The sequence below is a fragment of the Vibrio sp. RE86 genome (genome assembly GCF_013114545.1).
GTDB lineage: Bacteria > Pseudomonadota > Gammaproteobacteria > Enterobacterales > Vibrionaceae > Vibrio.
The window spans coordinates 16,483-40,654 of sequence record NZ_VTXI01000007.1 but is presented as its reverse complement, the minus strand read 5'-3'; the positions used below and the strand labels follow the sequence as shown (position 1 = coordinate 40,654).

The following is a 24,172-nucleotide window of genomic DNA, read 5'->3' as shown; positions in this document are numbered from 1 at the left end:
TGCCCTCTTAGTTTACTGCCCGTAATCAGGTTTAGAACGCAGTACAATCAAAGCGCCCGGTGGTTCATCATCACTTTTGATCATCGGGCTGACTTGTACTTCCATCCACTCACTGTCTGTCTCTAACCCAAACTTTCTTATCTTTGAAATTCCACTGTATTCACTACCACTGTGAATCGCGCGATACAACCAATTCGCAGGGCTTGGTGTATCTTCCGACATATTGGAAATCAAAAATTCAAAGCTTTGGCCAAACAGTTGTGTGGAACTGGTATTAAGCCACTCGGTTGCCGCTGGGTTGCAGTAATCTATGTTCCCCTGACTATCGACGGTGAAGATAACGTCACTGATCGAGTAGAGTAACAACTGACTGAAGGTGTGCTGCTGATATAAGTTATTGTAGATACTACTAAACTTTTCACTGAGTTCGCCTACCTCGCCGTTGCCTGCATGCTTGAATGGCTTTAACTCTTCCGCAAGCTGCGAACCGTCAACATCATTCAGCCAACTGATTAACTCACGGATCGGCTTAGTAATGTAACGACGTAATAAATAGATGATCATGATTGGCATGATAATCAGCGCAGTAAGTGGAGGCAAAATATGAAGTACCTCATGCAGCCAATTATCGCGAGTGTTTGGAGCGCTTAAGTGAATAAGCATAGGCAGGGTTTGATTATTAAACTGCCCGATTTGATAGCTTCCTGAGATTTGCTCATCGGTAACGCTACGTTCAATAATATCGAAGTTCCATCCCTCATTAGAGTGAAACACTACAAACTTTGTTCCCTCAGTGAGCGGTTCGATAGACACAGTGTTATCAACAATGCTCGAGAGCTTAGTCAGCATTTGAGAGTTAATATGCCTAAAAAAGATTAAGCGACCGTTTGATGGTGCCGTTCCCGAGTTATTGGTTATCTCTGAGCTAGCAAACATATAGGCACGCTTTCTATGAAACAACACCCCTTTTAGATCAATACTATTTAATTCTTCTTTTAAGCCAGCTAGGTGTTGGTCAACTTTGACGCTATCGTAGTCCGTAATCTTGCCATTTTGAAAGATAACTCGATCGTTCACATCCATTATGGCTACACCAGTTAAGTGCTGGTCATTAAGTGCTGTCAAAGAATAGTTATCATCAAGGTAGTTTTGATTTGGGAATTCAACATGGTTATATGTTTCATCCCAATGAGCATGACTACGTGTATTCACACTCATCTCATCAAGTTGATGCCCGATAAGCTTCAGAGCTAGCTTCGCCATTCGCTCATTGTCTTGAAACTCATGCTGAGTGCTTTCGTAACGCTCGTTGAGTAAGGTGATGGTAGACACAATCCCGAACAGCACCGTTGTCACAGCAATAAAGATGAGTAGTAGTCTTTTTTCAGTAGAACCTAACAAACCAATGGCAACCTTTGAGATGAAGTTACCAATATTATACGGAATAATGTTTTGTCGGTATGTTCTTTAGGGAACAATAGATTAAAAAAGGCCCTATCATAAGGGCCTGAGTTCTTAGTCTCTAAACTTATAGGTAAGTATGAGGACCAAATACCTCATAGTGGATACGGTCTCGTTCAACACCTAACGCTTCAAGCTGTTTCACCACTGCTTCCATAAAACCTACTGGGCCACAAATATAGAAATCACCCGACGATAAAGAAATCTCTTTTGAGACCAGTGCCAGATTCAGTTCGCCAGAAAAGTCCGACCCTGCTTCGTTCAAATACCATGTGTAAGACTGCCAACCGTTTTCAGCCACTAACGCCGATGCCTCTTGCTTAAAAGTGTGCTGGTTTTCACTGTTACACGCGTAAAGTGTGGTCACGTCTTTTTTGCCTTGCGTTGCAAGTGTCTGCATCATCGACTGAATTGGGGTTGCTCCCACACCTGCTGAAATCAGTACCACTGGGCGTTGCTTCTCTTGATAGAAGAAGTCACCCGCTGGCGGGTACAGTTGTACTTGGTCACCCTCGGAAACTTCATCATGTAAGAAGTTGGAAACTAGACCCTTGTGCTCACCTACTTCACGTTTTACCGAAATGCGGTAATTCGCGCCATTTGGCTTTTGGGACAGTGAGTATTGGCGAATTTCATTGTGTTCGCCTTGAGACGGTTTGACCTCAATACCAATGTACTGGCCCGGCTGATAATCAAGAACAGCGCCGCCATCTTCTGGTCTCAGCGTAAAGCTAGTCACGAACTCTGACTCTACGGTTTTGTTCGCAACAATAAAGTTACGTGCATTCGCCCAACCGCCGATCGCTTGGCGACGCTGTAAGTAGAGCTCGCCCTCACGATCAATAAAGATCTGCGCTAAGAACAGATAGGCCGCCGTCCATGCTTCTTCTACTTCAGGAGTAAACGCTTCAGTCGCCAGTTCACGCAGTGTTTCAATGAGGTGATGACCAACAATTTGGTAGTGCTCAGCTTGAATATTGAAACTTGTATGTTTGTGCGCGATACGCTCAACGGCGGAAGTTAGTGCCGCTAGATTTTCGATATTTTTTGCGTAAGCCGCTACCGCTTCAAATAGAGCGACACTTTGACGCCCTGTTTTTTGATGCGTCATATTGAAGATATCTTTGAGCTCAGGGTTGTGAGAAAACATTCTTTGGTAAAAATGTTGAGTAAGTGCTGGGCCCGCTGATTCAAGAAGTGGAATGGTACTCTTGACGACTTCAATGTGTTGGTTGTTAAGCATTAGGACTTTCTCCTCGTATATTTATAATTTATTCACTCTCATATAGCAGAAAGAGTGCCAACTTTGAAAAGCACCAAATCATTGGTTTTATTAGCGAACAGCCCTCTGAAACAAGTTAATATGACTCACATTAGATAGGTCATTATGACTCATTGATGTTATAATTAAATTCACTCATGCTTAAAAAGCAATCTGCCAAGTTTTACCTATTTTCAGAGCGAATCACTCATGCAAGATATATCAGTTTCAACCCTTATCGACATGACCATTGGTCTCGCTCGTGGCGACAATGATCAGGACCGATTTAACAACCTGCTCGATACGATTCGTAAAGCAATTCAGTGTGATTGTGTTGCGCTGCTATCCTTGCAAGGTGACACATTAGTTCCACTCGCTCTTCAAGGGTTAACACGCGATACCTTGGGCCGTCGTTTTAAAATAGACGAACATCCACGCTTTGCACGTATCTGCGAATCAAAAATCGCGGTTAGATTCGACTCTGACAGTGAACTCCCTGATCCATTTGATAACCTATTGCTTGATTACGAGGGTGATTTACCTATGCACTCATGCATGGGCTTACCCCTTATTTATGCAGATAAGCTGCTAGGCGTTTTAACCTTAGACAGCCTAACTCCGGGCGTATTTGAACAGATCCCAGCACGAAGCCTTGATGCGCTATCTGCCATTGCAGCTTCGACGCTAAAGGTGGCCCTCACCGTGAGCCAAATAGAACAGCAAGCCAAGCAGACCCAACAAAAGTTTGAAGAACTGAACGAAGAGGCTTGGGAGCGTGACGGTGGAGAGATCATTGGCGACAGTGATGCGATGCAAGCGTTAAAAGCCGATATCGAAGTCGTTGCACCTTCTAACTTCAACATCCTTATCCACGGCGAGACGGGCGTTGGTAAAGAACTGGTTGCTCGTAGTCTTCACCATTTGTCACCGAGAAAGAAACAGCCTTTGGTATACGTCAACTGTGCCGCAATCCCTGAGAATCTTGTCGAAAGCGAACTGTTTGGCCATGTAAAAGGCGCGTTTACGGGTGCAGACAAATCACGCCTAGGTAAGTTTGCGCTCGCGGACGGTGGGACATTGTTCTTGGATGAAATTGGCGAGCTACCTCTTGCAGCACAAAGTAAGATCCTACGTGCTTTGCAGAACAATGAAATTCAACCTGTTGGGCAAGACAAAGTGGAAACCATCGATGTGCGTGTTCTTGCTGCGACAAACCGAGATTTAAAAGAAGAGGTCTCTGAAGGGCATTTTCGCTCAGACCTTTATCACCGTTTAAGCGTCTACCCAATCAGTGTCCCTGCTCTGCGAGAGCGCAATGGCGATATCATCTTATTGGCTGGCTACTTTCTTGAACAAGCCCGCCGAAAACTGGGCATCGTACAGATCAAACTCGGGAAAGAGTCCCGTCTGGTTCTGTCGCGATACAGCTGGCCGGGTAACGTTCGTGAATTGGAGCATGTGATCAACCGTGCTGCACTGAAAGCCAGAGCTCGTGGACGCGGCGGTAAACTGATTACTATTTCGATTGAAGATATTGGTGAGTTGGACGCAAGCATTGAACTTCCAGCCTCGCCAAGCAGTACAAAGCCAGAAAGTCGAGCGATGATTGATGCCTCATTGGGGCTTCGTGAATCCACGGATGAATACCAACGACAACTTGTGGTCGCTGCGCTAAACGAGGCAGATTTCAACTGGGCTAAGGCTGCACGTCAGCTAAAGACCGACCGAGCCAACCTCACCCGCTTGGCAAAGCGTTTAGGGATTGAAGTGACTAAAAAACATCAGATAAAAGTCGGTTGAGTTTAAGATTGGTCACATGTCGGTTACAATGCGCAACGTAAATGTCACCTTATTTAAAACAATAGAATACGAATAGGATTTTTATGAAGTTTATCCGCTGGTTTTTAGGGCGCGTGATCCTACTGCTCAACTTTGTCTTTTCACCTCGCGGCGTGAAACGCTCGTCAGAAGATCAACAAGCTGTTGATGCAAAAGCGCAGTCTTTAGCGTTATACCAATTTGAAGCATGCCCATTTTGCGTAAAAGTACGCCGCGCGATGAAGCGTCAATCTGTGAAATTTGATCTGCGTGATGCAAAGAATGATCAAACACACCGCGCAGAATTGGAATCGGGTGGTGGCAAAGTGAAAGTTCCTTGCCTAAGAATTGAAAAAGGCGGTGACGTAACGTGGATGTATGAATCTTCTGATATCGTTGCCTACTTGGAGAAAGAGTTCGCATAACGTTAAGGAAAGCCTATGTCTCATGTGCCACTGAATATTCCTGATATCAAAGCCATTGTGTTTGATTTAGACAATACCCTGGTGAGCTCAGACATGGACTTTCGCTGGTTAAGAGAGCAGATTGGTTGTCCCCTCAATCAAGATTTGCTCTCTTACGTTGACGACCTGATCTGCCCAAACCAGCAGCAGGACGCTCACGCTAAGATTCTGGAACATGAACTGGAAGACGCGCAACACTCGACACCTATGCCAGGTTGCCATGATCTACTCAGTTTCATTAAAGATAATCACCTAAAAACTGGCATCATCACTCGTAATTGTCAGCAAGCCGCCAAGCAGAAAGTCAGCCACAATAATCTTGCTATCACTGACATCATCACCCGAGAGCAATTCCCACCTAAGCCTGCACCAGACTCTTTAGTCTTTCTCGCTGACCAATGGAACTTAGAACGACATCAAGTTCTCTATGTGGGTGATTACCTTTACGACTTGCAGGCAGCCTTCAACGCCGATATGCCGTCTTGCCTTGTTACCCACGCCGAACCCAATAATTTTGAGTCGCATGCTTCCATCGTCGTCAACCACTTGACCGAACTGCAACGTGCGTTTGCCCACCATTATCAATAAAATATTGAAAGTGTTTTTTGAGCGGTGAAGAAGTAAGCCGTGGCGATTTACCATACAGTGTGTAACAATAAACCTTATTAATAAATTACCTGCTAGCCAATGAGATAGTGTATGTCTGAAAACAAAGTTCTCGTATTATACGCCCACCCTTCTCCTAAGCGTTCTGAAGTTAATCAGCATCTATTCAACGCAGCGAAAAAGGTCGAAGGCGTGACCGTCGTGGATCTCTACCACGAATACCCAACTTACCACATCAATATCGACCTTGAGCAGCAAAGGCTCCTCGACCACGATGTGATCATTTTCCAATTCCCTCTTTATTGGTATTCAACACCAGCCATTCTCAAAGAGTGGCAAGATCTCGTTCTAGAGTATGGGTTTGCTTACGGTCACGATGGTGTCGCACTGCACGGTAAAAAGTTCCTTTGTTCTCTTTCGGCTGGCGGTAAGGAAGACGCTTACCAAAGTGAGGGGTACAACCACTACACCATCCGTGAACTGCTTCACCCGCTGGAACAGATGGCGACATTAACGGGCATGCAGTACTTGGCACCTTTTGCTCTTTTCGGCGCAAGAACCGCTCAAGAAGATGGCCGAGTAGCCTCACATTGTGAGAACTGGCAACGACTACTGAAAGAGCTTGTGGCTGGCAACATTGATTTTGACAAAGCAAGCCAAGCAGAAAAGCTTAACCACTACCTTGAGACTTTACCGAAAGGAGAGCAAGCATGACCGGTATTTTCCTTCAGGCGTTTATCTACCTTGTCGCCGCGGTCATTGCCGTGCCGATTGCAAAACGCTTAGGCCTAGGCTCAGTACTTGGCTATTTGATTGCGGGCGTTGTAATTGGCCCAATCATCGGCCTTGTCGGTGAAGAGACAACCACGATTCAACACTTCGCCGAGTTTGGCGTAGTCATGATGCTATTCCTTGTTGGTCTCGAACTTGAACCTAAAATGCTGTGGTCAATGCGTAATCGCTTGATTGGGCTTGGTGGACTTCAGGTTGGTGGTACTGCCGCAGTCGTCATGGGCATCGCACTTTTCTTCGAACAGCCTTGGACGATCGCCTTAGCAATCGGTTTGATCTTTGCTCTCTCTTCTACCGCTATTGTTCTGCAAACTTTTAACGAGAAAGGGCTTAGTAAAACAGAAGGCGGCCAAAATGCCTTTTCTGTCTTGCTCTTCCAAGATATCGCCGTAATCCCAATGCTTGCGTTTATTCCTCTGCTGGCGCTGCCAGAATTGGTGGAGCAAGCGCAGAATGCGGTTGGCGCAGCAGCCGATCATCATGAAGAGCTGAGCTTAGTCAGTGGCCTGCCGGGTTGGGCGTATGGCCTTGTCATTATTGCTTCCATTGTTGGCCTGGTCGTTGGTGGGCACTACCTGAGTCGCCCACTATTCCGATTCGTTGCAAGTTCTGGCCTACGCGAGATCTTCACCGCGACAGCACTCATGCTTGTTGTTGGTATTGCAGCATTAATGAGCTTAGTTGGCCTCTCTCCTGCACTGGGTACTTTCCTTGCGGGTGTAGTTCTGGCAAACAGTGAGTTCCGTCATGAGCTTGAATCGAACATCGACCCATTTAAAGGTCTGTTGTTAGGCCTATTCTTTATTACTGTCGGCGCAGGCATTAATTTCACTATTCTGTTCAATGATTTTGCTGCCATTATCGGCATGACATTGGGTGTGATGGCTCTAAAAGCACTGATCCTGTATGTACTGGCGCTCATCTTTAGAATCAAAAACAGCAACCGCTGGTTGTTTACGCTAAGTCTTGCTCAAGCCGGTGAGTTCGGTTTCGTACTATTAAGCTTTACGGTGCAAAACCACGTAATTCCACAAGATATCGCTCAAACGCTCTCTCTCGTAGTTGCGCTATCGATGTTCCTCACTCCTGGTCTGTTCATTCTGTTTGATAAAGTTATTTTGCCGCGCTTTGAGCAGCAATCTAACGATCAAGAAGCAGACACCATTGATGAACAGGGTACGGTGATCATCGCTGGTATCGGTCGATTCGGTCAGATCGTTAACCGCCTACTGGTCGCAAATGGCATCAAGACAGTAGTACTCGATCAACAAGCCGCTCAAGTTGACGTAATGCGTCAGATCAATACGAAAGCCTACTTTGGTGATGCTAGCCGCCCTGACCTTCTGCACACAGCAGGGATAGAAGATGCTGCAATGGTCGTTATCGCCATCGACAACCGAGATACGTGTATTGAGCTAACTAAGCACATCAAACACACTTATCCGAATGTCAAAGTGTTGGCTCGCGCATTTGACCGAGGCCACGGCTACCTGCTTCGTCAAGCTGGCGCTGACATTGTTGAATTGGAAACCTACCACTCTGCACTTGAGCTTGGTGCTCATGCGATGCGCGAACTTGATTATCATCCGTTTTTGGTTGAGCAACAGAAGTCCGCTTATAAACGTGTTGAATCTAAGAAGTCAGATATGCTTTATCAAGCATGGGAAGACGATTCTGAAGGTGAACGTTTCGACAACAACTATCGTAAGCTGTTTATGCACTTAGAAGAGCAAATTAAAACGGCGATACAAGCGGATCGAAACGATAAGCATGAAGCAGGAGAGCGCGGATGGACACCGCCTCCAAAAGGCTACGCCGATGATTTCAAGGAAGAGTAATCATTTTGCATGAATGTGTTAGCCACCCCTTGAATTTGGCTGGCAACGTAACGATGTAAATGAAACCACAGCAAACCGAGGCCAAGTTGCCTCGGTTTGTACTAAATTGAATCAATACTTGGTTGCAATTTGTCTGTTCCAACTTGCTCAAAACCGATGAAAAAAAAGCTATGACTTCAACAACACAAGATTCATCCCCCTCTTTAGGCCAACAGCTATTCAAGATGACTTGGCCTATGCTGTTTGGCGTTCTCTCGATCATGAGTTTTCAACTCGTTGATAGTGCCTTTATCGGTCAGCTGGGGATTCTCCCTTTGGCGGCACAAGGTTTCACGCTGCCTATCCAGATGATCATTATTGGTATTCAGGTTGGCCTTGGCATCGCGACCACTGCGGTAATTGCAAAGGCCATCGGTGCAAAACAAGAGCGCTATGCGAAGCAACTTGGTGGCCTCGTTATCGTGATGGGTAGTGTTGGTGTTGCAGTTTTTTCTGTCCTGATTTACCTATTAAGAGAGCCTATCTTATTGATGTTGAGCGCACCTGAATCTGTGTTCCCTATCATCGATAGCTACTGGATTTACTGGTTAGTCAGCTCTTGGACGGGTGCGGTACTCTACTTCCTTTACAGTGTCTGTCGAGCCAATGGTAATACCATGCTTCCGGGAACCATGATGATGGTCACCAGCGGACTAAACCTTGTCCTTGACCCAATTTTCATCTTCACTTTAGATATGGGAATCAATGGGGCGGCGGTCGCGACGATTGTTGCGTTTGGTCTAGGCATTTTGTTCATCGTACCTAAAGTAAGCCGTAAGCAGTGGGCTTTGTTCGATTGGAACGATGTGAATGTCGGAAAAAGCATCCGTTCTATCGGCAACATCATGGGGCCAGCCATGATCAGTCAATTGCTTCCTCCACTCTCTTCTATGTTGGCAACAAAATTATTAGCCGGTTACGGCACAGCGGCAGTCGCAGCTTGGGCGTTGGGTTCTCGATATGAGTTTTTCGCCATCGTTTCCGTATTGGCTTTAACAATGTCGATGCCACCTATGGTCGGAAAACTCCTCGGTTCGAATAATCTTGCCGATATTCGTAAGCTAGTAATTATTGCGTGTAAATTCGTTATTGGTTTCCAGTTTGTCATTGCTCTGATCACTTGGGCGTCATCAGATGGGTTGGCACTGCTTATGACCAGCGAAGCCGAAGTAGAAAGTATCCTTAATTATCACCTCATGGTGGTGCCTGTCAGTTTAGGGCCATTGGGCATCTGTATGCTGATGGTCTCGATAAACAATGCGCTAGGTAAGTCATACACGGCACTGACCATTTCAGCGTTGCGTCTATTTGCCTTCTTCTTGCCTTGTCTGTGGGTGGGTGCTCAAGTCGGTGGCATTGAAGGTCTGTTCTGGGGCGCGCTTGTCGGTAACGTTCTGGCAGGCATCTGCGCATGGTTTATGTATCAAAGAGCGTTAAATCAGATTGAACTGAAAATGCAATCAGCCTAGGTCTCCTAATACAAGCAGTTGCATTATCTATACGATACCGTTAGTCTGGATTTTCATCTTTAAAGGATAAATTATGAAATTCGTATTTACCTACCTTTGGCTCCTTCTCCTAAATGCCTGTAGCCGGTAGGTAAACCTATGTCTGGCTGCGAGAAACGTAGCCAGAATCTTCTCTTTCTCGTTGCCCTTTGATACTAACCTCACTAGGAACGAGAAATGACAGAACAGACTCAAGCCGCTCCAACCCATCGCTCTCATACTATTCAGTTTGGCGTAATACTTGCGCTTGCAGGTTGTGTTCTCTTTTCCATCAAGCCCGTACTCATCAAACTGGCCTACCAGTATGGTGGCGATGCGACCTCCATCATGACTTTGAGGGCCTTCAGCTCACTGCCTATTTATGCCTTAACCCTCGCTTACCTGTGCCTTCAAAGCGAAAACCGCACTAAGGTTCGTCTATACGGTGTGAAGGCCGCGAGTATCGGTGTAATGGGATACTACCTAGCCAGCTTTCTTGATATCGCTTCACTGGCGTTTATTTCTGCCCAGTTAGAGCGACTATTGATCTTCTTATTTCCCACCTTTGTTGTTTTGATTAGTTGGATTTTTTATGGCCAAAAGCCAAATCGCAGGGTGATCACCTCAGCACTGATTGGTTATATGGGAATTGGCTTTATTGTTGTTCACGATATTTCCACTCTGGGTGAGTCCGTAGTGTTAGGTAGTGTATTGGCGATGGGCTCCGCTTTAGTCTTTGCTTTCTACTTGGTATGGAGCAAACCCTTGATCGGTAAATTGGGGAGCTCACTGTTTACGAGTATCGGAATGGGTAGTGCGGGCATTGCGATTCTTGTACATCTTTATTTTAGTGGCGCAAGCCCTAGTCAATGGAGCCAAGAATTGATTTTCATTGGCGTCCTATTGGGGATCTTCTGTACGGTGCTGCCCTCATATCTTGTTGCAGCAGCTATGGCTAGGCTGACACCAACAACCTTGAGTTTAACCAGCAATATTGGGCCAGCAATCACTGCCGGTATGGCTGTGGTGGTACTGGATGAGCTATTTACGATATGGCACGCAATGGGGCTGATATTAGTTGTCATCTCGGTATATTCATTAAACAAAAAATAACCAAGTGCTGAATCATTCGATTTTATTGAATTATAATACCAATCTGGATAAATAGGTGCTCAGATAATTGCGCAGAAAAAATCGCTTAGAGCAAGGCATAGATTGCAGCTAGCTAGTTGACCTACCTACAAAATCTATAACGAAGCTATTAGCGATTTTAGCAAGCAAGAATGAACAGATATTTATTTAGGTTGGTATAAGTTCAGATTCGTCTAATGATCTTATTCAGATAAAGTCGTATGATTCAGCCTATCCATTTTTCAGACACTTACATCATGACCACAACGACACACCGCCCTGTTCAAGGCGCAAGCTGGATGCTAACCGCAGGCCTTGCATTCGCGATAGTGAACAGCCTTGCACAAATAGCCAGTATTAATTACGGTCTCTCCTCAACAACGGTTGCCTTAATCCAATATGCGATTGCATTGGTTGTCATCCTTCCGTATTTAAAAACACTCGGCATCAGAAAGTCTCTACGCACCGAACACTTGGGCATGCACGTTTTTCGTGTTTTCCTCTCGGTCATTGGTATTCAATTGTGGCTGTGGGCTTTGGCTTATCCTGTGCCTATTTGGCAAGGTATTGCGCTATTAATGACATCACCTCTCTTTGCCACCATAGGTTCTGGGCTTTTCCTCAAAGAAAAAGTCGGTATAGCACGATGGGCTGCAACCTTATCTGGTTTTGTCGGCGCGATGATCATTCTAGAGCCGTGGTCAGACACATTCAGCTGGGCCGCTTTGCTCCCTGTTGGCGCCGCGTTTTTCTGGGCATGTTACTCACTGATGGTGAAAAAGCTCTCTTCCAATGACTCTCCGTCGACCATGGTCGTGTATCTACTTATCCTTATTACGCCCTTTAACATTCTGCTGGCATTGCCTGATTGGCAAACACCAACAGATGCCACATTGTGGGTAGTATTAATTGCAGCGGGCGCGATGACAGCTCTGGCTCAGTGGGCTATTGTTAAAGCCTATGCGGTGGCCGATGCGTCGTTCGTTCAACCCTTCGACCATGCTAAATTACCTTTGAATGTACTCGCCGGTTGGGTGGTGTTTAGCTGGGTACCACCAGGTCGATTATGGCTAGGGGCAGCGATCATCATTGCTTCTGTCGCCTTTATTACTCGCTGGGAAACAAAAAAGTCGAAATAGTTGAAAGTTTTTCCAATGAATAACTTTCTAATTAGTCATAGGAATTTAAGGGAGACAACTCTATGACAGATCCAATTAAACTAACGCTATATCGCTGGGGTGGAAGCTGGGGACCATTCAAAGTTAACATTCCTTGTGGTGAATGTACGCTGACCAAAGATATCCTCACCGATACGTTTGAGAATGAGTTAGCTGGAATACCTGTCGAGTTGGAATTGAAAGATTGGCTTTCTCACTGGTGGGAGCCGTTAAAAGTGGGCGCTTGGCATGCACCAATCCTGATGGTTGAAGGTAAGGTCATTAGCCAAGGTGAAGCACTTAACCGTGGCGTGTTAGTTCAGTCAATCATTCAAGAGTGGACAAAGCGAGACACCCTGAAAGGGAATATTGTTTACGGTAAAGCCACCTGCCCATACTGTGTAAAAGCGAAAAAGATTCTTGATGAAGCAGGCATTGAGTACCAATACTACGATGTGGTCAAAGACAGTGCTGCTCTGTATCGGATGATCCCTGAAGTGAAAGCGATCATTGGTGAGAAAACGCCAGTTACCGTTCCACAGATTTGGCTAGATGGTCACTACATTGGTGGTGCCGACAACCTAAGTGCCTGGGTTGAGGAAAAAGGCTTAAGCACGGTTCCTGATAACGTAGTTGCCCTTTAACTGACGTATAAATGCAAAAAGCCCCGCTCAATTTAGAGCGGGGCTTTTTAGTGCTTACGACTTAGTACCCAAGCTGAAATTCCGTTTCACTTCGCGATTATTTTGCCACTTTCTTCATCATACGTTTGATGAAAGAAGCTTTCTTCGCTTTAGGCTTACCATAGAATGCGTCTTGCATAGCTTGTTTTGCGATCATTTGACCTAAGTATGCATTGCCTAATTCGTGATTCATGATTGACTCCTCATATTCAAGGAGTGTGATTTTAATCACATTAAAAACAAAAACAAGAACTAGATCACTCTATTTTATCACTATGCGCGCTTTGGTTGCTGATACGTCTTGCCAGCAACTTGGTATGTATCTTTGCGCTTAACATCGAACATCACGTCAAAGAACCAAGCAACGAAACGAATCACTTCATCGCCTTCGTCCATCACATGTTCAACGAACTCCTGCTCTTCGCCTTGCTCGTTTGCTTGAGTAGTCACATGATAGATACGCTTAGCGCCATCCACTTCAGCTAGTGCAAATTGGCCTGCCAAAGATTGAGCCGCTTCCGCCACTTCTTGATCTTCGCTCGCTTTCAAAATCTCTAACGCTTGAGGAAGGTTTTCTTGCTCACACAATGCCTTCACTAGCACTTCGAACTCTTTGTGTTCCATAATTATCGTCTCGTTATGGGAATTTGCGCGCATTGTACCTTTAACTCGCGTTCAAGCAAACTCCTGCTCTACTGTTGTTTTTTCTCGAGAAACAGTCAGAACAAACGCCATAATCGACGCACACATTAAGTAGAAAACACCCATTGAAACTTGGCTACCGACCCAATACTTAACTAAGTAACCGCCAAACGCCCCTGCCACACACATTTGAATAGAGCCCGACAGCGCAGAGACCGACCCAGCCTGTCTTTTATGGGGCTCAAGAAGCAAACTGATAGAAAGCGGGAAAGACAAACCCTGTGCAATGGTCAACAGTGAAAATGCCCAAACCAAGTTAAAGAGTGACACCGGGGTCAACAGAAGCCAAACACCGGCTAAAATCATGATAGAGATCGCTAACGCTAATAGCTGTCGAACACCTAAATATCGATTCAATATATTAAGAGCAACACTACCAACCATCAGACCTGCCGAAGGAATCAACATCACTGAGCCATATTCGGCAGCCGTAAGGCCAAGTTGATTTTGCAGGATGAACGGCATAACCGAAAGCGACACCAAACTGGCTAGGTAGCTAACCCAATTGTAACTCGCACTGGTTATGACCTGTTTGTTCGTCAGTAAACTGCCATAGTTTTTGATTACTTTACCCAGCTCAAATCGGCTTTTCCCATAACTCATGGTTTCAGGAAGTACGAAATAGCCTAGGGTAAAAATGGCGATGAGATAGAGTAGCACAAAGATGAACACCGCCTCCCAGCCCAAGTAGAACGAAATCCACCCACCAAGCACCGGTGCAACGATCGGCATGATAGAAGCCGTAATAGAAATATAGGATAACGCTTTGGTTAACTGCGCGCCCTCATAGCTATCGCGAAGTACACTGCGGCCTAGGACTGAGGCACTGCCTGCCCCTAAACCTTGCAAGAGGCGGCCAACAATCAGTATGGAAAGGTTGTCAGAGAAACCAACACAAATCAGCGTCCCCAATAAATATACGCCCTGCCCCATAATGAACACAGGTCGTCGCCCTATTGCATCAGAAAGTGGACCATAGAAAAGCTGAGACGCACCAAAACCAACAAGAAAAAGGGTCACCAGAAGTTGTATATCGGCTTGGTTTGCGTTCAAGGCATCGCTAATCAATGGCAGAGCAGGAAGGTAAATACTCACGCCAACTTGCCCCGTTGCGATGATCATCATAGCTAACAAAATGGGTGTTTTTTTCATGCGGACTCCTGACTCAACAACGATAATTGAGTTTAAATTACCCACTACGAAATGATAATATTGATGATTGGAAAGTCATTGCGTCCCAGCAAGAAACAATAAGGTAGGATTATGGATTGGATTCAAAGCGTTCAGAGCTATATTCGAGTCGTTGACGAAGGCAGCTTTAATGGCGCAGCACGTAAGCTCAATACCACCAGCTCAGCAATCAGCAAACGAGTCCACTGGCTTGAAGAGCGCATCGGAGCACAGCTTTTAAAACGTACAACCCGATCTGTAACCCAAACCGAAGCGGGCGCTCTCTTTTATCAAAGAGCAAAAGTTCAGCTCGATGGTTGGCAGTCAATCCTTGATGAAACACGTTCAGTGTCTGAAACACCTGTTGGCCTACTGAAAATTGGCGCTACCCTAGCCGTAGGGTCTAAATTTCTCGTTCAATATCTAAATGACTTTTTACAAATGTACCCTGACATTCGTATTCAGTTAATCACAACCACGCCAGGTCAACTCCCTGAGCTGAGCCTTGATCTGTTCATCAGCCGTGAGATCGAGCAACTGAATTCACTGAGCTTCAAAGCAACTGCCTTGTTCGAACATAAAGCTGCTTTCTACGCATCACCAGAATACCTTGAGCAATATGGTGCTCCTCGAACTCCTGAGGAGCTAAAAAATCACAATCTCTTAGTGTGGGGAGAAAGAACTCAGCGTGAAATATCACTAACGAACGGGCAAAAGCTTTCTCTATCTGGTAATTTTGCGACGACCAACCCTGAAGCGCTTTACTACGCAGCCAAAAGTGGTATGGGTATTCTGGTTTCGAACGATGTCATGATAAAAGAAGAATTACGGCTGGGCACTCTCCAAAGGATCCTCCCAACGATTACTGCCGATGAAGCGATCGTCTATGCTTACTATCCTAAGCTTGATTATCAGCATACGCGCACCAAACTGTTCCTCGATTACTTAAAAGAACGTCTGTCGAAAGAGAAGTCCCTAAAACCATAAACGCAATAAGTTTCACTTACAATTTGCAATATTATGCGTCCAGTACCATATTTAAACAGTAACACCACCGACGAATAAGTGATATCAATCACAATAATAGTGAGTTACTGGTTATGGTTAGGACAACGTCAATATCCGCCCCTCTTGGTGTAGAAGAGATCAACGCGACATTGAGCTTAGATGGACAAGAGCTTCTCAATAGTGCCACTAAGGTACTACACAGACATGGCCAATCATTTTGTACATGTATTATTGAGCTCGACCAATTTACGCCTAAATCGAGCCTTCTCGCATCGGCAAGTCATCAAAAGCTACAAAGAAGCCACTATGCAGCCCCTATCTCGCGTAGTACTTGTGCCAGCTTTATTCAATCAAGTAACGAATACACCTTATGCAGTCGGGACGCTCGTATCGCTCTACCAGACGAACCGTTCATCTCGGACAACGAAATAGAGTCATTCTTAGCGATTCCGCTCAAAAATCAGAACGGAGAGACCTTAGGGGTACTTCTATCAACATACCTCGAAGCGTTGACTTCAGAAGAACAATCAAACCTCATTTATCACCACCAGCTTTTTGCCAACGTCGTCACTCACAGCTTGAGAGCAAAATGGCTTACTGCTCGTTCAGAAACATTAGTTGACCAACTCAGCTACGAAGTTTCACATGACAATCTGACTGGTTTACTCAATCGGAGCTACCTATCAGACAAGCTTGAACACTTAAGCGAAGCGAATAATCAACCTTTCACACTAGCCTACATTGACATTGACAACTTCAAATCAATCAATGATTTATATGGCAATTACATTGGTGACCAGATCATTAAATTTGTCGCCAATACCATCAAGAGCACGATTGCGGATAAACAACTTGCTTTTCGTATTGCTGGTGATGAGTTCGCGTTTATTAACCTTTCAGGTGACCCATTTGAGGTTTGCCATACCATCATCAAAAAGCTCGAAAAGGGTTACCAAGATCCAGCACACAACATCAAATTTGGCATCAGTATTGGCCTTGCAAAAAGCTCAGGTCATAGCGTCTCCGCTGACCAAATTATCCTTAACGCCAGCTTAGCCTTGAAGGACTGTAAACAATCGCGTCACATCAACGTCCAGTGTTATGACACCCATTTAAGTGCCCAGTACTACCGTAGAGCATTGATCATTGACGCACTACGCAATGAGCTTGCGCTTGAAAGTATCACCAACAGTGAGATTTACGTCGTCGTTCAGCCAATTGTCGATAAGAATAAAGAGAGGTGGGATTACTTTGAAATTCTCGCTCGATGGAAAAGCAAAGCGCTTGGCAATATCTCCCCACTCGAGTTTATTGAGGCTGCGGAACAATCGGGGCTTATCGTTGAGTTAGGTGAACGTATTGTCGAGCTCGCCTGCAAAGCGAAAGTCATACTAGAAGAAGGCTTAGGACATAAAGTGAGATTGGGATTAAACTGCTCTGCGCATGAGTTGAATAACTCCAACCGATACTTACAACATCTGTTAGACACCTTATACAGCTATAACTTCACTCCAGATGAGTTCACAATCGAATTGACCGAGACAGTATTATTATCGCAAACCGATGAAGTGAAAGAGATACTTACCCAACTCCGTTTACTAGGCTTTACCGTCGCACTAGACGACTTTGGTACTGGTTACTCAAGCTTGAATTACATTCACAGCTATCCGATAGATTGCATTAAGATTGATGCGACCTTTATTAGAAATATGTTGAGTAATGAAACGGCTGAGCGGGTGGTATGGCTTATCGTGCAACTGGCAAGTCAATTAGATGTCAAGCTTGTTGCGGAGGGAGTCGAAGATCAAACCGCACTCGAAAAACTCTATGCGATGGGTTGTCAGCTTATACAAGGCTACTACTTTAGTAAACCAGAAACCCCAGAGACAATCATCAGTCAACACTTTCAAAGATTGGCATTACGTCAGGCATCGAACGGGTAACGATTTTAGCGTATCAATGACTATTTAGGGGAGTATTAGAATGGGACTTCCACTTGCATCATGACGTCACCATCACGTTGTTCGTGCCAGCGGTAATCCAATCGCATTCTTGGTTGCCCTGAATTCATATCACCAAATCCAAGACTCAGTTGTAGACCATGGCTTTTGATCCACTCTTCTGTATCCATCTGCGACATCTGATCTTCAATTTCACTTGGAACCCATACACCAAGACCGATATAGTTAGAGGCGAGACTTTGCGTCACAATTGGGTTGGTGTCACTATTGAGCAACCACTCTGACCAATATTGAGAGTAATCGGTTGATGACTCTTCACCGATAAACTCACTGATGGAATCTATCGATTTAGCCGTGTAACCAATGCCATCGAGGAGTGAAAAACAAACACCAGTTTGCTGACCAAACATCACCGATTGAGAAGCGGAATCCTTGCCATACAACTCACACGCATTAGAAATAGGAGCGATTAATAGCATCCCCCATATCAATCCGCCTTTAAGCATTCACACCTCTTATATATCGTACATTAAACCATTTAATAATACTCTTTTTCGGCAAGTTTGCGAGATACTTTAGAGGTTGTCATGTAAGAAATGTCTTTTTTATCAATTAAAGCATTTCTGATGTCAGTACTTCTCACTTTTACTTTTTCTGGACAACTTAGGATTGACCAACGATTCAGTATCTCGTCCGCTTTGTAGAACTTAGAAAAGTTAAACAAGTTGTCTGGCCCCATCACAAACGTCAGTTCACTCTCAGGAAAACGAGCTTCTAATGCTTCAAGTACTGCAAAGGTCGTCACACTGCTATTGGGTTTGTGTAACTCTTCTTCAATGCTAGAGCGCTGCACGTTAGTGACCTCAAGGTCTTCAATAAAGGCATCCACAAGTTCGCATCGTACTGAATAATCGAGCATCTGCTTTCCCCATGCATGAGCGATGCTAGGTAAGAGTAATACGGTGTCAAAATGGCTTAATGACTCTATGACACTCTTGTGGCCCAGGCTCGGCGGGTTAAATGCACTTCCAAATACAGCAATTTTGCTCATTTTCGTTCTTCACTATCAGGGAAAACCGCGATCACAGTTTTCTAATTCGTTGATTGAGGTATGATATAGCGACGTGACTTTAACATGTTCACTTCAGGAATAATCACTACCTGCTGAGGTAGACCCGTTAAAGTTATCAACTTAGATACACACTTTTCAACTTTATTGCTGCAGGAAGGAAACATAATGGAACAGTTGATTCGCGATGAGATGCGTGTTTTACCGTCGATTGACCCTCACTTTGAAATTTCACGTCGCGTCGATTTTATCAAGCGTAAGCTTCAAGAGTCTGGCTGTAAGTCACTTGTGCTTGGTATCAGCGGAGGTGTCGACTCAACAACTTGCGGACGTCTCGCTCAGCTAGCGGTAAACCAATTAAACGAAGAGAGCAGCGGCTACCAATTCATCGCTGTGCGTCTGCCTTACGGCGAACAGAAAGATGAAGACGAAGCACAACTCGCTCTTCAGTTCATCCAACCTTCTCACTCTGTATCCGTAAACATCAAAGCGGGTGTTGATGGTCTTCACGCAGCCAGTCACGTTGCACTGGAGGGCACAGGCCTTCTTCCTGAAGACAGCGCGAAAGTGGACTTTGTCAAAGGTAATGTAAAAGCACGCGCTCGTATGGTGGCACAGTATGAACTAGCAGGTTACGTGGGTGGCTTGGTGATTGGTACTGACCACTCGGCAGAGAATATCACCGGTTTTTACACCAAGTTTGGTGACGGCGCTTGTGATCTAGCACCTCTGTTTGGTTTAAGTAAACGCCAGGTTCGTGAACTTGCGGCAACCTTAGGCGCACCAGAGCAACTAGTGAAGAAAGTGCCAACCGCCGATTTAGAAGAGCTCGCACCACAAAAAGCAGATGAAGATGCGCTTAACCTGACCTATGAACAAATTGATGACTTCCTAGAAGGCAAGCCCGTTTCGCAAGAAGTGACGGATCGTCTTGTTCGCATCTACACAATTACTCAGCATAAACGTCAGCCAATTCCAACTATCTACGATTAAGCTGACTACAACGCTCATGAAGCCTCTGCACAATGCGGGGGCTTTTTTGTCTCTACATTTGCTCTTTTTGACATCATATTCGAGATATCAATATAAGCCAACGTAACCGTAAGCCGTATATTCTTGACAAAATTTGACCAAAACCACTAGATAGCCAATTGGTTTTTCACTACACTATGTGGAAAAGTTACACAATTCTTACAGTAGACGTCCCTTTTCGCCTACTCTCTTCGCCTTTTTACATCGACATTAATTAGTGTATTCAATATGGAACAAGATAAATTTACCAATATTTATCGATTGCCGACCGCTGTACAGATCCGAATAGGTAAATGGCAACAGACTTTCAATGGCACTTCTGACCTTGTCATGCACCAAGCAATCGACGTTCGTAATAAGCAATACCGTCAGCCAAATTTCTTCCCAAGTGGTTGGAGCGTCCAGCTGTTTGATAAAAATGATATTTCGATTACCAACCATGGCAAATACATTCAAACCGCCATGCGTACCATGGTAAACCGCAAGGTGTCGTACAAACGTATTTATCTCTCAAGACTTCCACTTGAAGAAGCGGAGCCTGGATTACTCGCTTTTAAACTGGAGTGGATTGCAAAGCACAACCGTGTTGCACGCAAATATAACCAAATTAAGAAAAAACAGTTTATTCGTTTCGCTATGGAAGAGGTTGAAACGCTCTACCCTTCTATACCTAAAGGGGAATTTGACGTTCATTTGTGGAATAAACTCGTAACGTCAGAATTAGGAAGCGCAAAGAAATTTGATAATCCTTACTTCGTAAAGAAAGCCAAAGTCTAATAATAAGGGTCGCAAATGCGGCCTTTTTTGTACCAATCGAGATCAATAGGTGATTAGGTATTTATTCTGGTTGGTATTATTAGTACTTATCAAGGATCTTCTGATATCGACTCGATCCTGATTCGTCTACCTCTTTAAGCATATCTAGCCCTTTCTGAATCTTCTCCGCGACACTCTTATCGGTATCTCGATTGACCGCGTAATAGACAAAGCCGTCTTTCACTATATAGACAGGTTCAAACAAGTCTGGGTTAACGCCCACTTGCCGAGACCACCAATAAGCAGCCCGCTCTGAATAGACCAACAAGTCGATGCGTTTCTTCATCAATTGCTCCGCTAAAACAGTGACATACGAGGCTTCTTGCATTGAATCACGTGGAATCCCCAATGAAAGTAAACTTTGCTCACCGATATCATCGCGAATTACACCGATACGATAGCTGGCCATATCAAGTGGGTTTTCTATCTTGATATTGGCGTCTTTTCTCGCCAAAACCACAACACGAATATCCACAATAGGCCCTACCCACTGAAACAGCTCTTCTCGATGCTCAGATCGAGTGGTAGAAAAGAGCACTGAGTTTTTATTAGTGAGTACAGTTCGATAGGAACGAGCCCAAGGTTGAAGCGTCATTTGAGATAAGGTGATCGGCTCACCGACGAGCTCACTGGCTTCCATCAAAACATCAACCGCATACCCAGTAATTTTGTCATCGTGTAAAAAGTTCGCAGGCGGATAGGCCTCTGTGTAGAACGAGAGTTGACGTAAGTCACTTTCAGTAGTGTGCGCTGAAAGCGGAAATAAGCAGACCATGAGCATCAGCACATGGGATATAGAGAGATGTAGACGCAAACCACTTCCTCCTAACTGCAACCTAACTTAAAGTTAGCTCACAGTTAGGCACTTCTAAAGTGAAAGGCGAAAATTAAATGAGTCCGTTGCGGCTTAGGCCTCTTCTAACGCTCGAGCACATCTTGCCAAAACGCCTTATTTCATCGAACTGAGGCTCAATACCACGCTGCAATGCAGACTCCCAGTAACTCAATTCTGAATCGACCATTTCTAGCAGTTTCTTAGGGCAACCAACACAGTTACCTTTCGTCCCACATACAAACGTTTCTGGTTCATAAAGAGGTAAGGTACTTTTGACTTGTTCAATAATATCGCGCATAGCAGTAGCGCGATCGGGCTTTCTTAATCTACTCACATGAGTGGCTCAATAGGAATAACGGCGCGATTATAAACCTAAGTCTATTTTTGCCAATACCTATAAAGGGTCACCACTCGTGGCTTTACGGGAAGTCACTTTTAGCCAGCTAAATGACGGGGCTTTGGCAACCAAATAGACAGCGATTGCGGTACATACAAAGCCGCTTACTCCGAGGCCATCAAACGATTCTCCAAACATTAACCAGGCTTGAAGTGCCGTGGTTGGAGGAACTAAGTAAAACACTGACGCCACACTTGAAGAAGCGCCATGCTCCACCATATAGAGAAGAAGTAATATCGCGACACAAGACAGCACCACCACAAGCCACACGAGGGTCAATACAAACGCTGTATTCCATTGCACTTGCATAGACTCAAAGCTAAAGGCGTAAGGAATAAACAGCAGTCCCGCCGCGAAGTATTGAACGGTTGCACTCCCGATCATATCTTCGCCCTGACAAAAGCGCTTTTGATACAAAGTGCCACACGTAATTCCGAACAGAGCGAGGATACATATCGCCACGGCTGCCATTTGATGCTGCTCCGATTGCCATTCGATTTTGCCAAGCAGCACTAAACAGATGCCGACAAAACCCAGTATCAAACCAACCCATTGTGATAATCGAAAACTTTGCTGAGCAATCACGACCAACATTAAGGCTGTTAGAATGGGTTGAAAACCCACTAGCAAAGAGCTGAGACCTGCAGGCATACCCCAGCTTATCGCAAGGTAGGTTCCACCCAGATAAAAACCATGGATCAACACGCCGACGACAGCACTGTGGAAAAGCGCCTTCCCGCGAGGTAACTGACGCTTAAGCACAATCACCAACAACAAGAACAAACCGACATTGGCGATCATACGAATAGACAATAAGGTCGCAGGCTCGGCGTACTGTAGGCCAAACCTTGCACCAACAAAGCCAGAAGCCCAAAGCGCAACAAAGATAAAAGGGATGCATCGAATAAGCATGCTAAGTTCCTGTAGCCAAAATCGATAAGATAAGGTTACTCTAATGGGTACAGCAAAAGCTTAAAGGCACAGATTTGAGTTATTTTTTGGGTACAGTTTATGAATGTGAATAACAAATACTTAATGGTAGAGCAGTACATCAAACAAAAAATCGAGCAGGGCTTGTTTACCCAAGATGAAAAGCTGCCATCAATACGCCAACTAAGCAGTTCGATGTCTATCAGCAAAAACACCGTCATTCGCGCTTATCAAGAACTGGAAGCACAAGGCGTTATTTATACCGTTCCCAAGTCAGGTTATCGAGTGAATCAACGCAAGATGCCACCTATAGCACCACCCAAGCCAAACCATGTCGACCTGCTCTCTGTGTGTAAAGAGATCCTTACTTATTCTGCGGATAAAGAGTTGCTCGCAACGGGGTCCGCTCACCCTAATATCGACTCTCCAGCAATCAAATCTCTGTACGCTGAAATTGGGCGCCACAGTCGCAGGCAGGCGAATGTTCCTAGCCACTATCAATTACCACCAGGTAACGCACTTTTGCTTCGCCATTTAACTAAAATTAGCCAAGAACTGGGCGTTGAAGTTCAAGAGAATGAGATTGCAGTCACCCACGGCGCTCAGCAAGCAATCAGTCTTGCGCTACGTGCTTTGACTCAAGCTGGAGACATTGTTGCCGTTGAATCACCTTGTTATTTCGGGAATTTGCTGTTGATGGAGTCGCTCGGACTAAAGGTGGTTGAATTACCAAGTTGCCCACGAACAGGGCTCGACATAGACGCCCTCAATAACGCGATGGACAAGTGGGATATAAAAGCACTGTTAGTAACGCCGAACTTCACTAACCCCACAGGGTCACATATGCCACTCGATAAACGTTTGGCTCTGCTCGACTCAACAGGCTCAATCCCGATCATCGAAGATGATGTTTTTGGTGCCCTTGCCTTTGACGAGACGATCCCACCATTAAAATTACTTGATAGACAAAACCGCGTCATCTACGTTAATTCACTTTCAAAGATGCTGGATTCTCGATTGCGCATAGGTTGGATATTGGCTGGTCAGTATCAAGCTCAAATAGAAAAGTTCATGGTTTGCGATAACATGGGGAGCTTGAACTTAATGCAGTCTGCGGTTGGTGCCTTTTTGGATAGTGGGAAATATCGCCAACATGTTTCTAAGATGCGTCGCTCTTACCAAGCAAATATGAAGCTGTTTCATTCAGAGCTTAGCGAAGCGTTAAACCATTACAGCTCGCTCAATGGTCGCTTTAAAACATACCTTCCTCAAGGCTCATTTCTGTTGTGGTTAACCTTACCCAAAGGTGTCGACAGCGACCAACTTTATCAACAAGCCAAATCTCAAGGAATCAGCATCTTACCCGGCAGTATCTTCGGCACCTCTGGGCAATATAATCATTGTATACGCTTTAGTTGTTCAAACTTTTTAAGCAATGATGAATGGAAACAAGGGGTTGCAAAACTGGCTAAGCTTATCCATCATCAAATAACTGAATAAACAAGGGGATGCCAT

General features: G+C 44.9%; 24 protein-coding genes. 14 read left to right on the top strand and 10 right to left on the bottom strand.

The window, feature by feature from the left end; translation table 11 throughout:
- Positions 1-12: 12 nt before the first annotated feature.
- Together F0231_RS08800 and hmpA are read right to left on the bottom strand one after the other, a co-directional pair.
- Positions 13-1,401 (bottom strand): CHASE4 domain-containing protein, encoded by a 1,389-nt coding sequence (locus F0231_RS08800; protein WP_171759358.1) that lies wholly within the window; start codon positions 1,399-1,401, stop codon positions 13-15.
- A gap of 127 nt (positions 1,402-1,528) precedes the next feature.
- Positions 1,529-2,704 (bottom strand): NO-inducible flavohemoprotein, encoded by a 1,176-nt coding sequence (gene hmpA / locus F0231_RS08795; RefSeq protein WP_171759357.1) that lies wholly within the window; start codon positions 2,702-2,704, stop codon positions 1,529-1,531.
- A 228-nt stretch (positions 2,705-2,932) separates the two neighbouring features.
- Here hmpA and norR point away from each other — a divergent pair, with 228 nt between their 5' ends.
- From norR to F0231_RS08750, 9 genes are all read left to right on the top strand, one after another.
- Positions 2,933-4,522, top strand: a complete 1,590-nt coding sequence (norR, locus tag F0231_RS08790) for a nitric oxide reductase transcriptional regulator NorR (protein WP_171759356.1) — start codon at positions 2,933-2,935, stop codon at positions 4,520-4,522.
- Positions 4,523-4,605: 83 nt separating this feature from the next.
- On the top strand, positions 4,606-4,965 hold the full coding sequence (locus F0231_RS08785) for a glutaredoxin domain-containing protein (RefSeq protein ID WP_171759355.1): 360 nt from the start codon (positions 4,606-4,608) through the stop codon (positions 4,963-4,965).
- A 15-nt stretch (positions 4,966-4,980) separates the two neighbouring features.
- Positions 4,981-5,592 (top strand): HAD family hydrolase, encoded by a 612-nt coding sequence (locus F0231_RS08780; RefSeq protein WP_171759354.1) that lies wholly within the window; start codon positions 4,981-4,983, stop codon positions 5,590-5,592.
- Between the two features lie 111 nt (positions 5,593-5,703).
- The gene (locus F0231_RS08775) at positions 5,704-6,324 is read left to right on the top strand and encodes an NAD(P)H-dependent oxidoreductase (protein WP_171759353.1); all 621 of its coding nucleotides are present in this window, start codon (positions 5,704-5,706) and stop codon (positions 6,322-6,324) included.
- Positions 6,321-8,240: a monovalent cation:proton antiporter-2 (CPA2) family protein gene (locus tag F0231_RS08770; protein ID WP_171759352.1), complete on the top strand. Its 1,920-nt coding sequence runs from the start codon at positions 6,321-6,323 to the stop codon at positions 8,238-8,240. The genes F0231_RS08775 and F0231_RS08770 overlap by 4 nt, the downstream gene beginning before the upstream one ends.
- A gap of 170 nt (positions 8,241-8,410) precedes the next feature.
- Entirely contained in the window at positions 8,411-9,748 is a 1,338-nt protein-coding gene (locus F0231_RS08765; protein WP_171759351.1) for an MATE family efflux transporter, read from the top strand.
- A 216-nt stretch (positions 9,749-9,964) separates the two neighbouring features.
- The gene (locus F0231_RS08760; protein ID WP_171759350.1) at positions 9,965-10,879 is read left to right on the top strand and encodes a DMT family transporter; all 915 of its coding nucleotides are present in this window, start codon (positions 9,965-9,967) and stop codon (positions 10,877-10,879) included.
- A gap of 239 nt (positions 10,880-11,118) precedes the next feature.
- Complete coding sequence (locus tag F0231_RS08755) at positions 11,119-12,036, top strand: DMT family transporter (protein WP_253825760.1); 918 nt, start codon at positions 11,119-11,121, stop codon at positions 12,034-12,036.
- A 62-nt stretch (positions 12,037-12,098) separates the two neighbouring features.
- Positions 12,099-12,698 (top strand): glutaredoxin, encoded by a 600-nt coding sequence (locus F0231_RS08750; protein ID WP_171759349.1) that lies wholly within the window; start codon positions 12,099-12,101, stop codon positions 12,696-12,698.
- 97 nt (positions 12,699-12,795) lie between these two features.
- On the opposite strand, the gene F0231_RS21130 is transcribed toward F0231_RS08750, so the two are convergent.
- The 3 genes from F0231_RS21130 to F0231_RS08740 form a co-directional block, all read right to left on the bottom strand.
- A complete protein-coding gene (locus tag F0231_RS21130; RefSeq protein WP_301337902.1) occupies positions 12,796-12,930 on the bottom strand; it encodes a hypothetical protein in 135 nt (44 codons plus the stop codon).
- 80 nt (positions 12,931-13,010) lie between these two features.
- Positions 13,011-13,361: a hypothetical protein gene (locus tag F0231_RS08745; protein ID WP_171759348.1), complete on the bottom strand. Its 351-nt coding sequence runs from the start codon at positions 13,359-13,361 to the stop codon at positions 13,011-13,013.
- 51 nt (positions 13,362-13,412) lie between these two features.
- Positions 13,413-14,591, bottom strand: coding sequence for a multidrug effflux MFS transporter (locus F0231_RS08740; RefSeq protein ID WP_171759347.1), 1,179 nt, complete (start codon positions 14,589-14,591; stop codon positions 13,413-13,415).
- A gap of 111 nt (positions 14,592-14,702) precedes the next feature.
- Here F0231_RS08740 and F0231_RS08735 point away from each other — a divergent pair, with 111 nt between their 5' ends.
- Both F0231_RS08735 and F0231_RS08730 read left to right on the top strand, forming a co-directional pair.
- Entirely contained in the window at positions 14,703-15,596 is an 894-nt protein-coding gene (locus F0231_RS08735; RefSeq protein ID WP_171759346.1) for a LysR family transcriptional regulator, read from the top strand.
- Between the two features lie 113 nt (positions 15,597-15,709).
- Positions 15,710-17,560, top strand: a complete 1,851-nt coding sequence (locus F0231_RS08730; protein WP_171759345.1) for a bifunctional diguanylate cyclase/phosphodiesterase — start codon at positions 15,710-15,712, stop codon at positions 17,558-17,560.
- A 35-nt stretch (positions 17,561-17,595) separates the two neighbouring features.
- On the opposite strand, the gene F0231_RS08725 is transcribed toward F0231_RS08730, so the two are convergent.
- Both F0231_RS08725 and F0231_RS08720 read right to left on the bottom strand, forming a co-directional pair.
- The gene (locus tag F0231_RS08725; protein ID WP_253825759.1) at positions 17,596-18,084 is read right to left on the bottom strand and encodes a hypothetical protein; all 489 of its coding nucleotides are present in this window, start codon (positions 18,082-18,084) and stop codon (positions 17,596-17,598) included.
- 32 nt (positions 18,085-18,116) lie between these two features.
- Complete coding sequence (locus tag F0231_RS08720; RefSeq protein WP_171759344.1) at positions 18,117-18,629, bottom strand: nicotinate-nicotinamide nucleotide adenylyltransferase; 513 nt, start codon at positions 18,627-18,629, stop codon at positions 18,117-18,119.
- A gap of 186 nt (positions 18,630-18,815) precedes the next feature.
- Here F0231_RS08720 and nadE point away from each other — a divergent pair, with 186 nt between their 5' ends.
- Both nadE and F0231_RS08710 read left to right on the top strand, forming a co-directional pair.
- A complete protein-coding gene (gene nadE / locus F0231_RS08715; protein ID WP_171759343.1) occupies positions 18,816-19,640 on the top strand; it encodes an ammonia-dependent NAD(+) synthetase in 825 nt (274 codons plus the stop codon).
- A gap of 267 nt (positions 19,641-19,907) precedes the next feature.
- Positions 19,908-20,456 carry a hypothetical protein gene (locus F0231_RS08710; RefSeq protein ID WP_171759342.1) on the top strand — a complete coding sequence of 183 codons (549 nt, stop codon included), beginning with the start codon at positions 19,908-19,910 and terminating at the stop codon, positions 20,454-20,456.
- A 79-nt stretch (positions 20,457-20,535) separates the two neighbouring features.
- On the opposite strand, the gene F0231_RS08705 is transcribed toward F0231_RS08710, so the two are convergent.
- The 3 genes from F0231_RS08705 to F0231_RS08695 all read right to left on the bottom strand — a co-directional run bounded on the left by F0231_RS08705 (position 20,536) and on the right by F0231_RS08695 (position 22,639).
- The gene (locus F0231_RS08705) at positions 20,536-21,276 is read right to left on the bottom strand and encodes an ABC transporter substrate-binding protein (protein ID WP_171759489.1); all 741 of its coding nucleotides are present in this window, start codon (positions 21,274-21,276) and stop codon (positions 20,536-20,538) included.
- Positions 21,277-21,382: 106 nt separating this feature from the next.
- Positions 21,383-21,628 carry a hypothetical protein gene (locus F0231_RS08700; RefSeq protein WP_171759488.1) on the bottom strand — a complete coding sequence of 82 codons (246 nt, stop codon included), beginning with the start codon at positions 21,626-21,628 and terminating at the stop codon, positions 21,383-21,385.
- 96 nt (positions 21,629-21,724) lie between these two features.
- The gene (locus tag F0231_RS08695; protein WP_171759341.1) at positions 21,725-22,639 is read right to left on the bottom strand and encodes a DMT family transporter; all 915 of its coding nucleotides are present in this window, start codon (positions 22,637-22,639) and stop codon (positions 21,725-21,727) included.
- 99 nt (positions 22,640-22,738) lie between these two features.
- Between F0231_RS08695 and F0231_RS08690 the strand changes: the two genes are divergently transcribed.
- Complete coding sequence (locus tag F0231_RS08690; RefSeq protein ID WP_171759340.1) at positions 22,739-24,157, top strand: PLP-dependent aminotransferase family protein; 1,419 nt, start codon at positions 22,739-22,741, stop codon at positions 24,155-24,157.
- Positions 24,158-24,172: the final 15 nt, after the last annotated feature.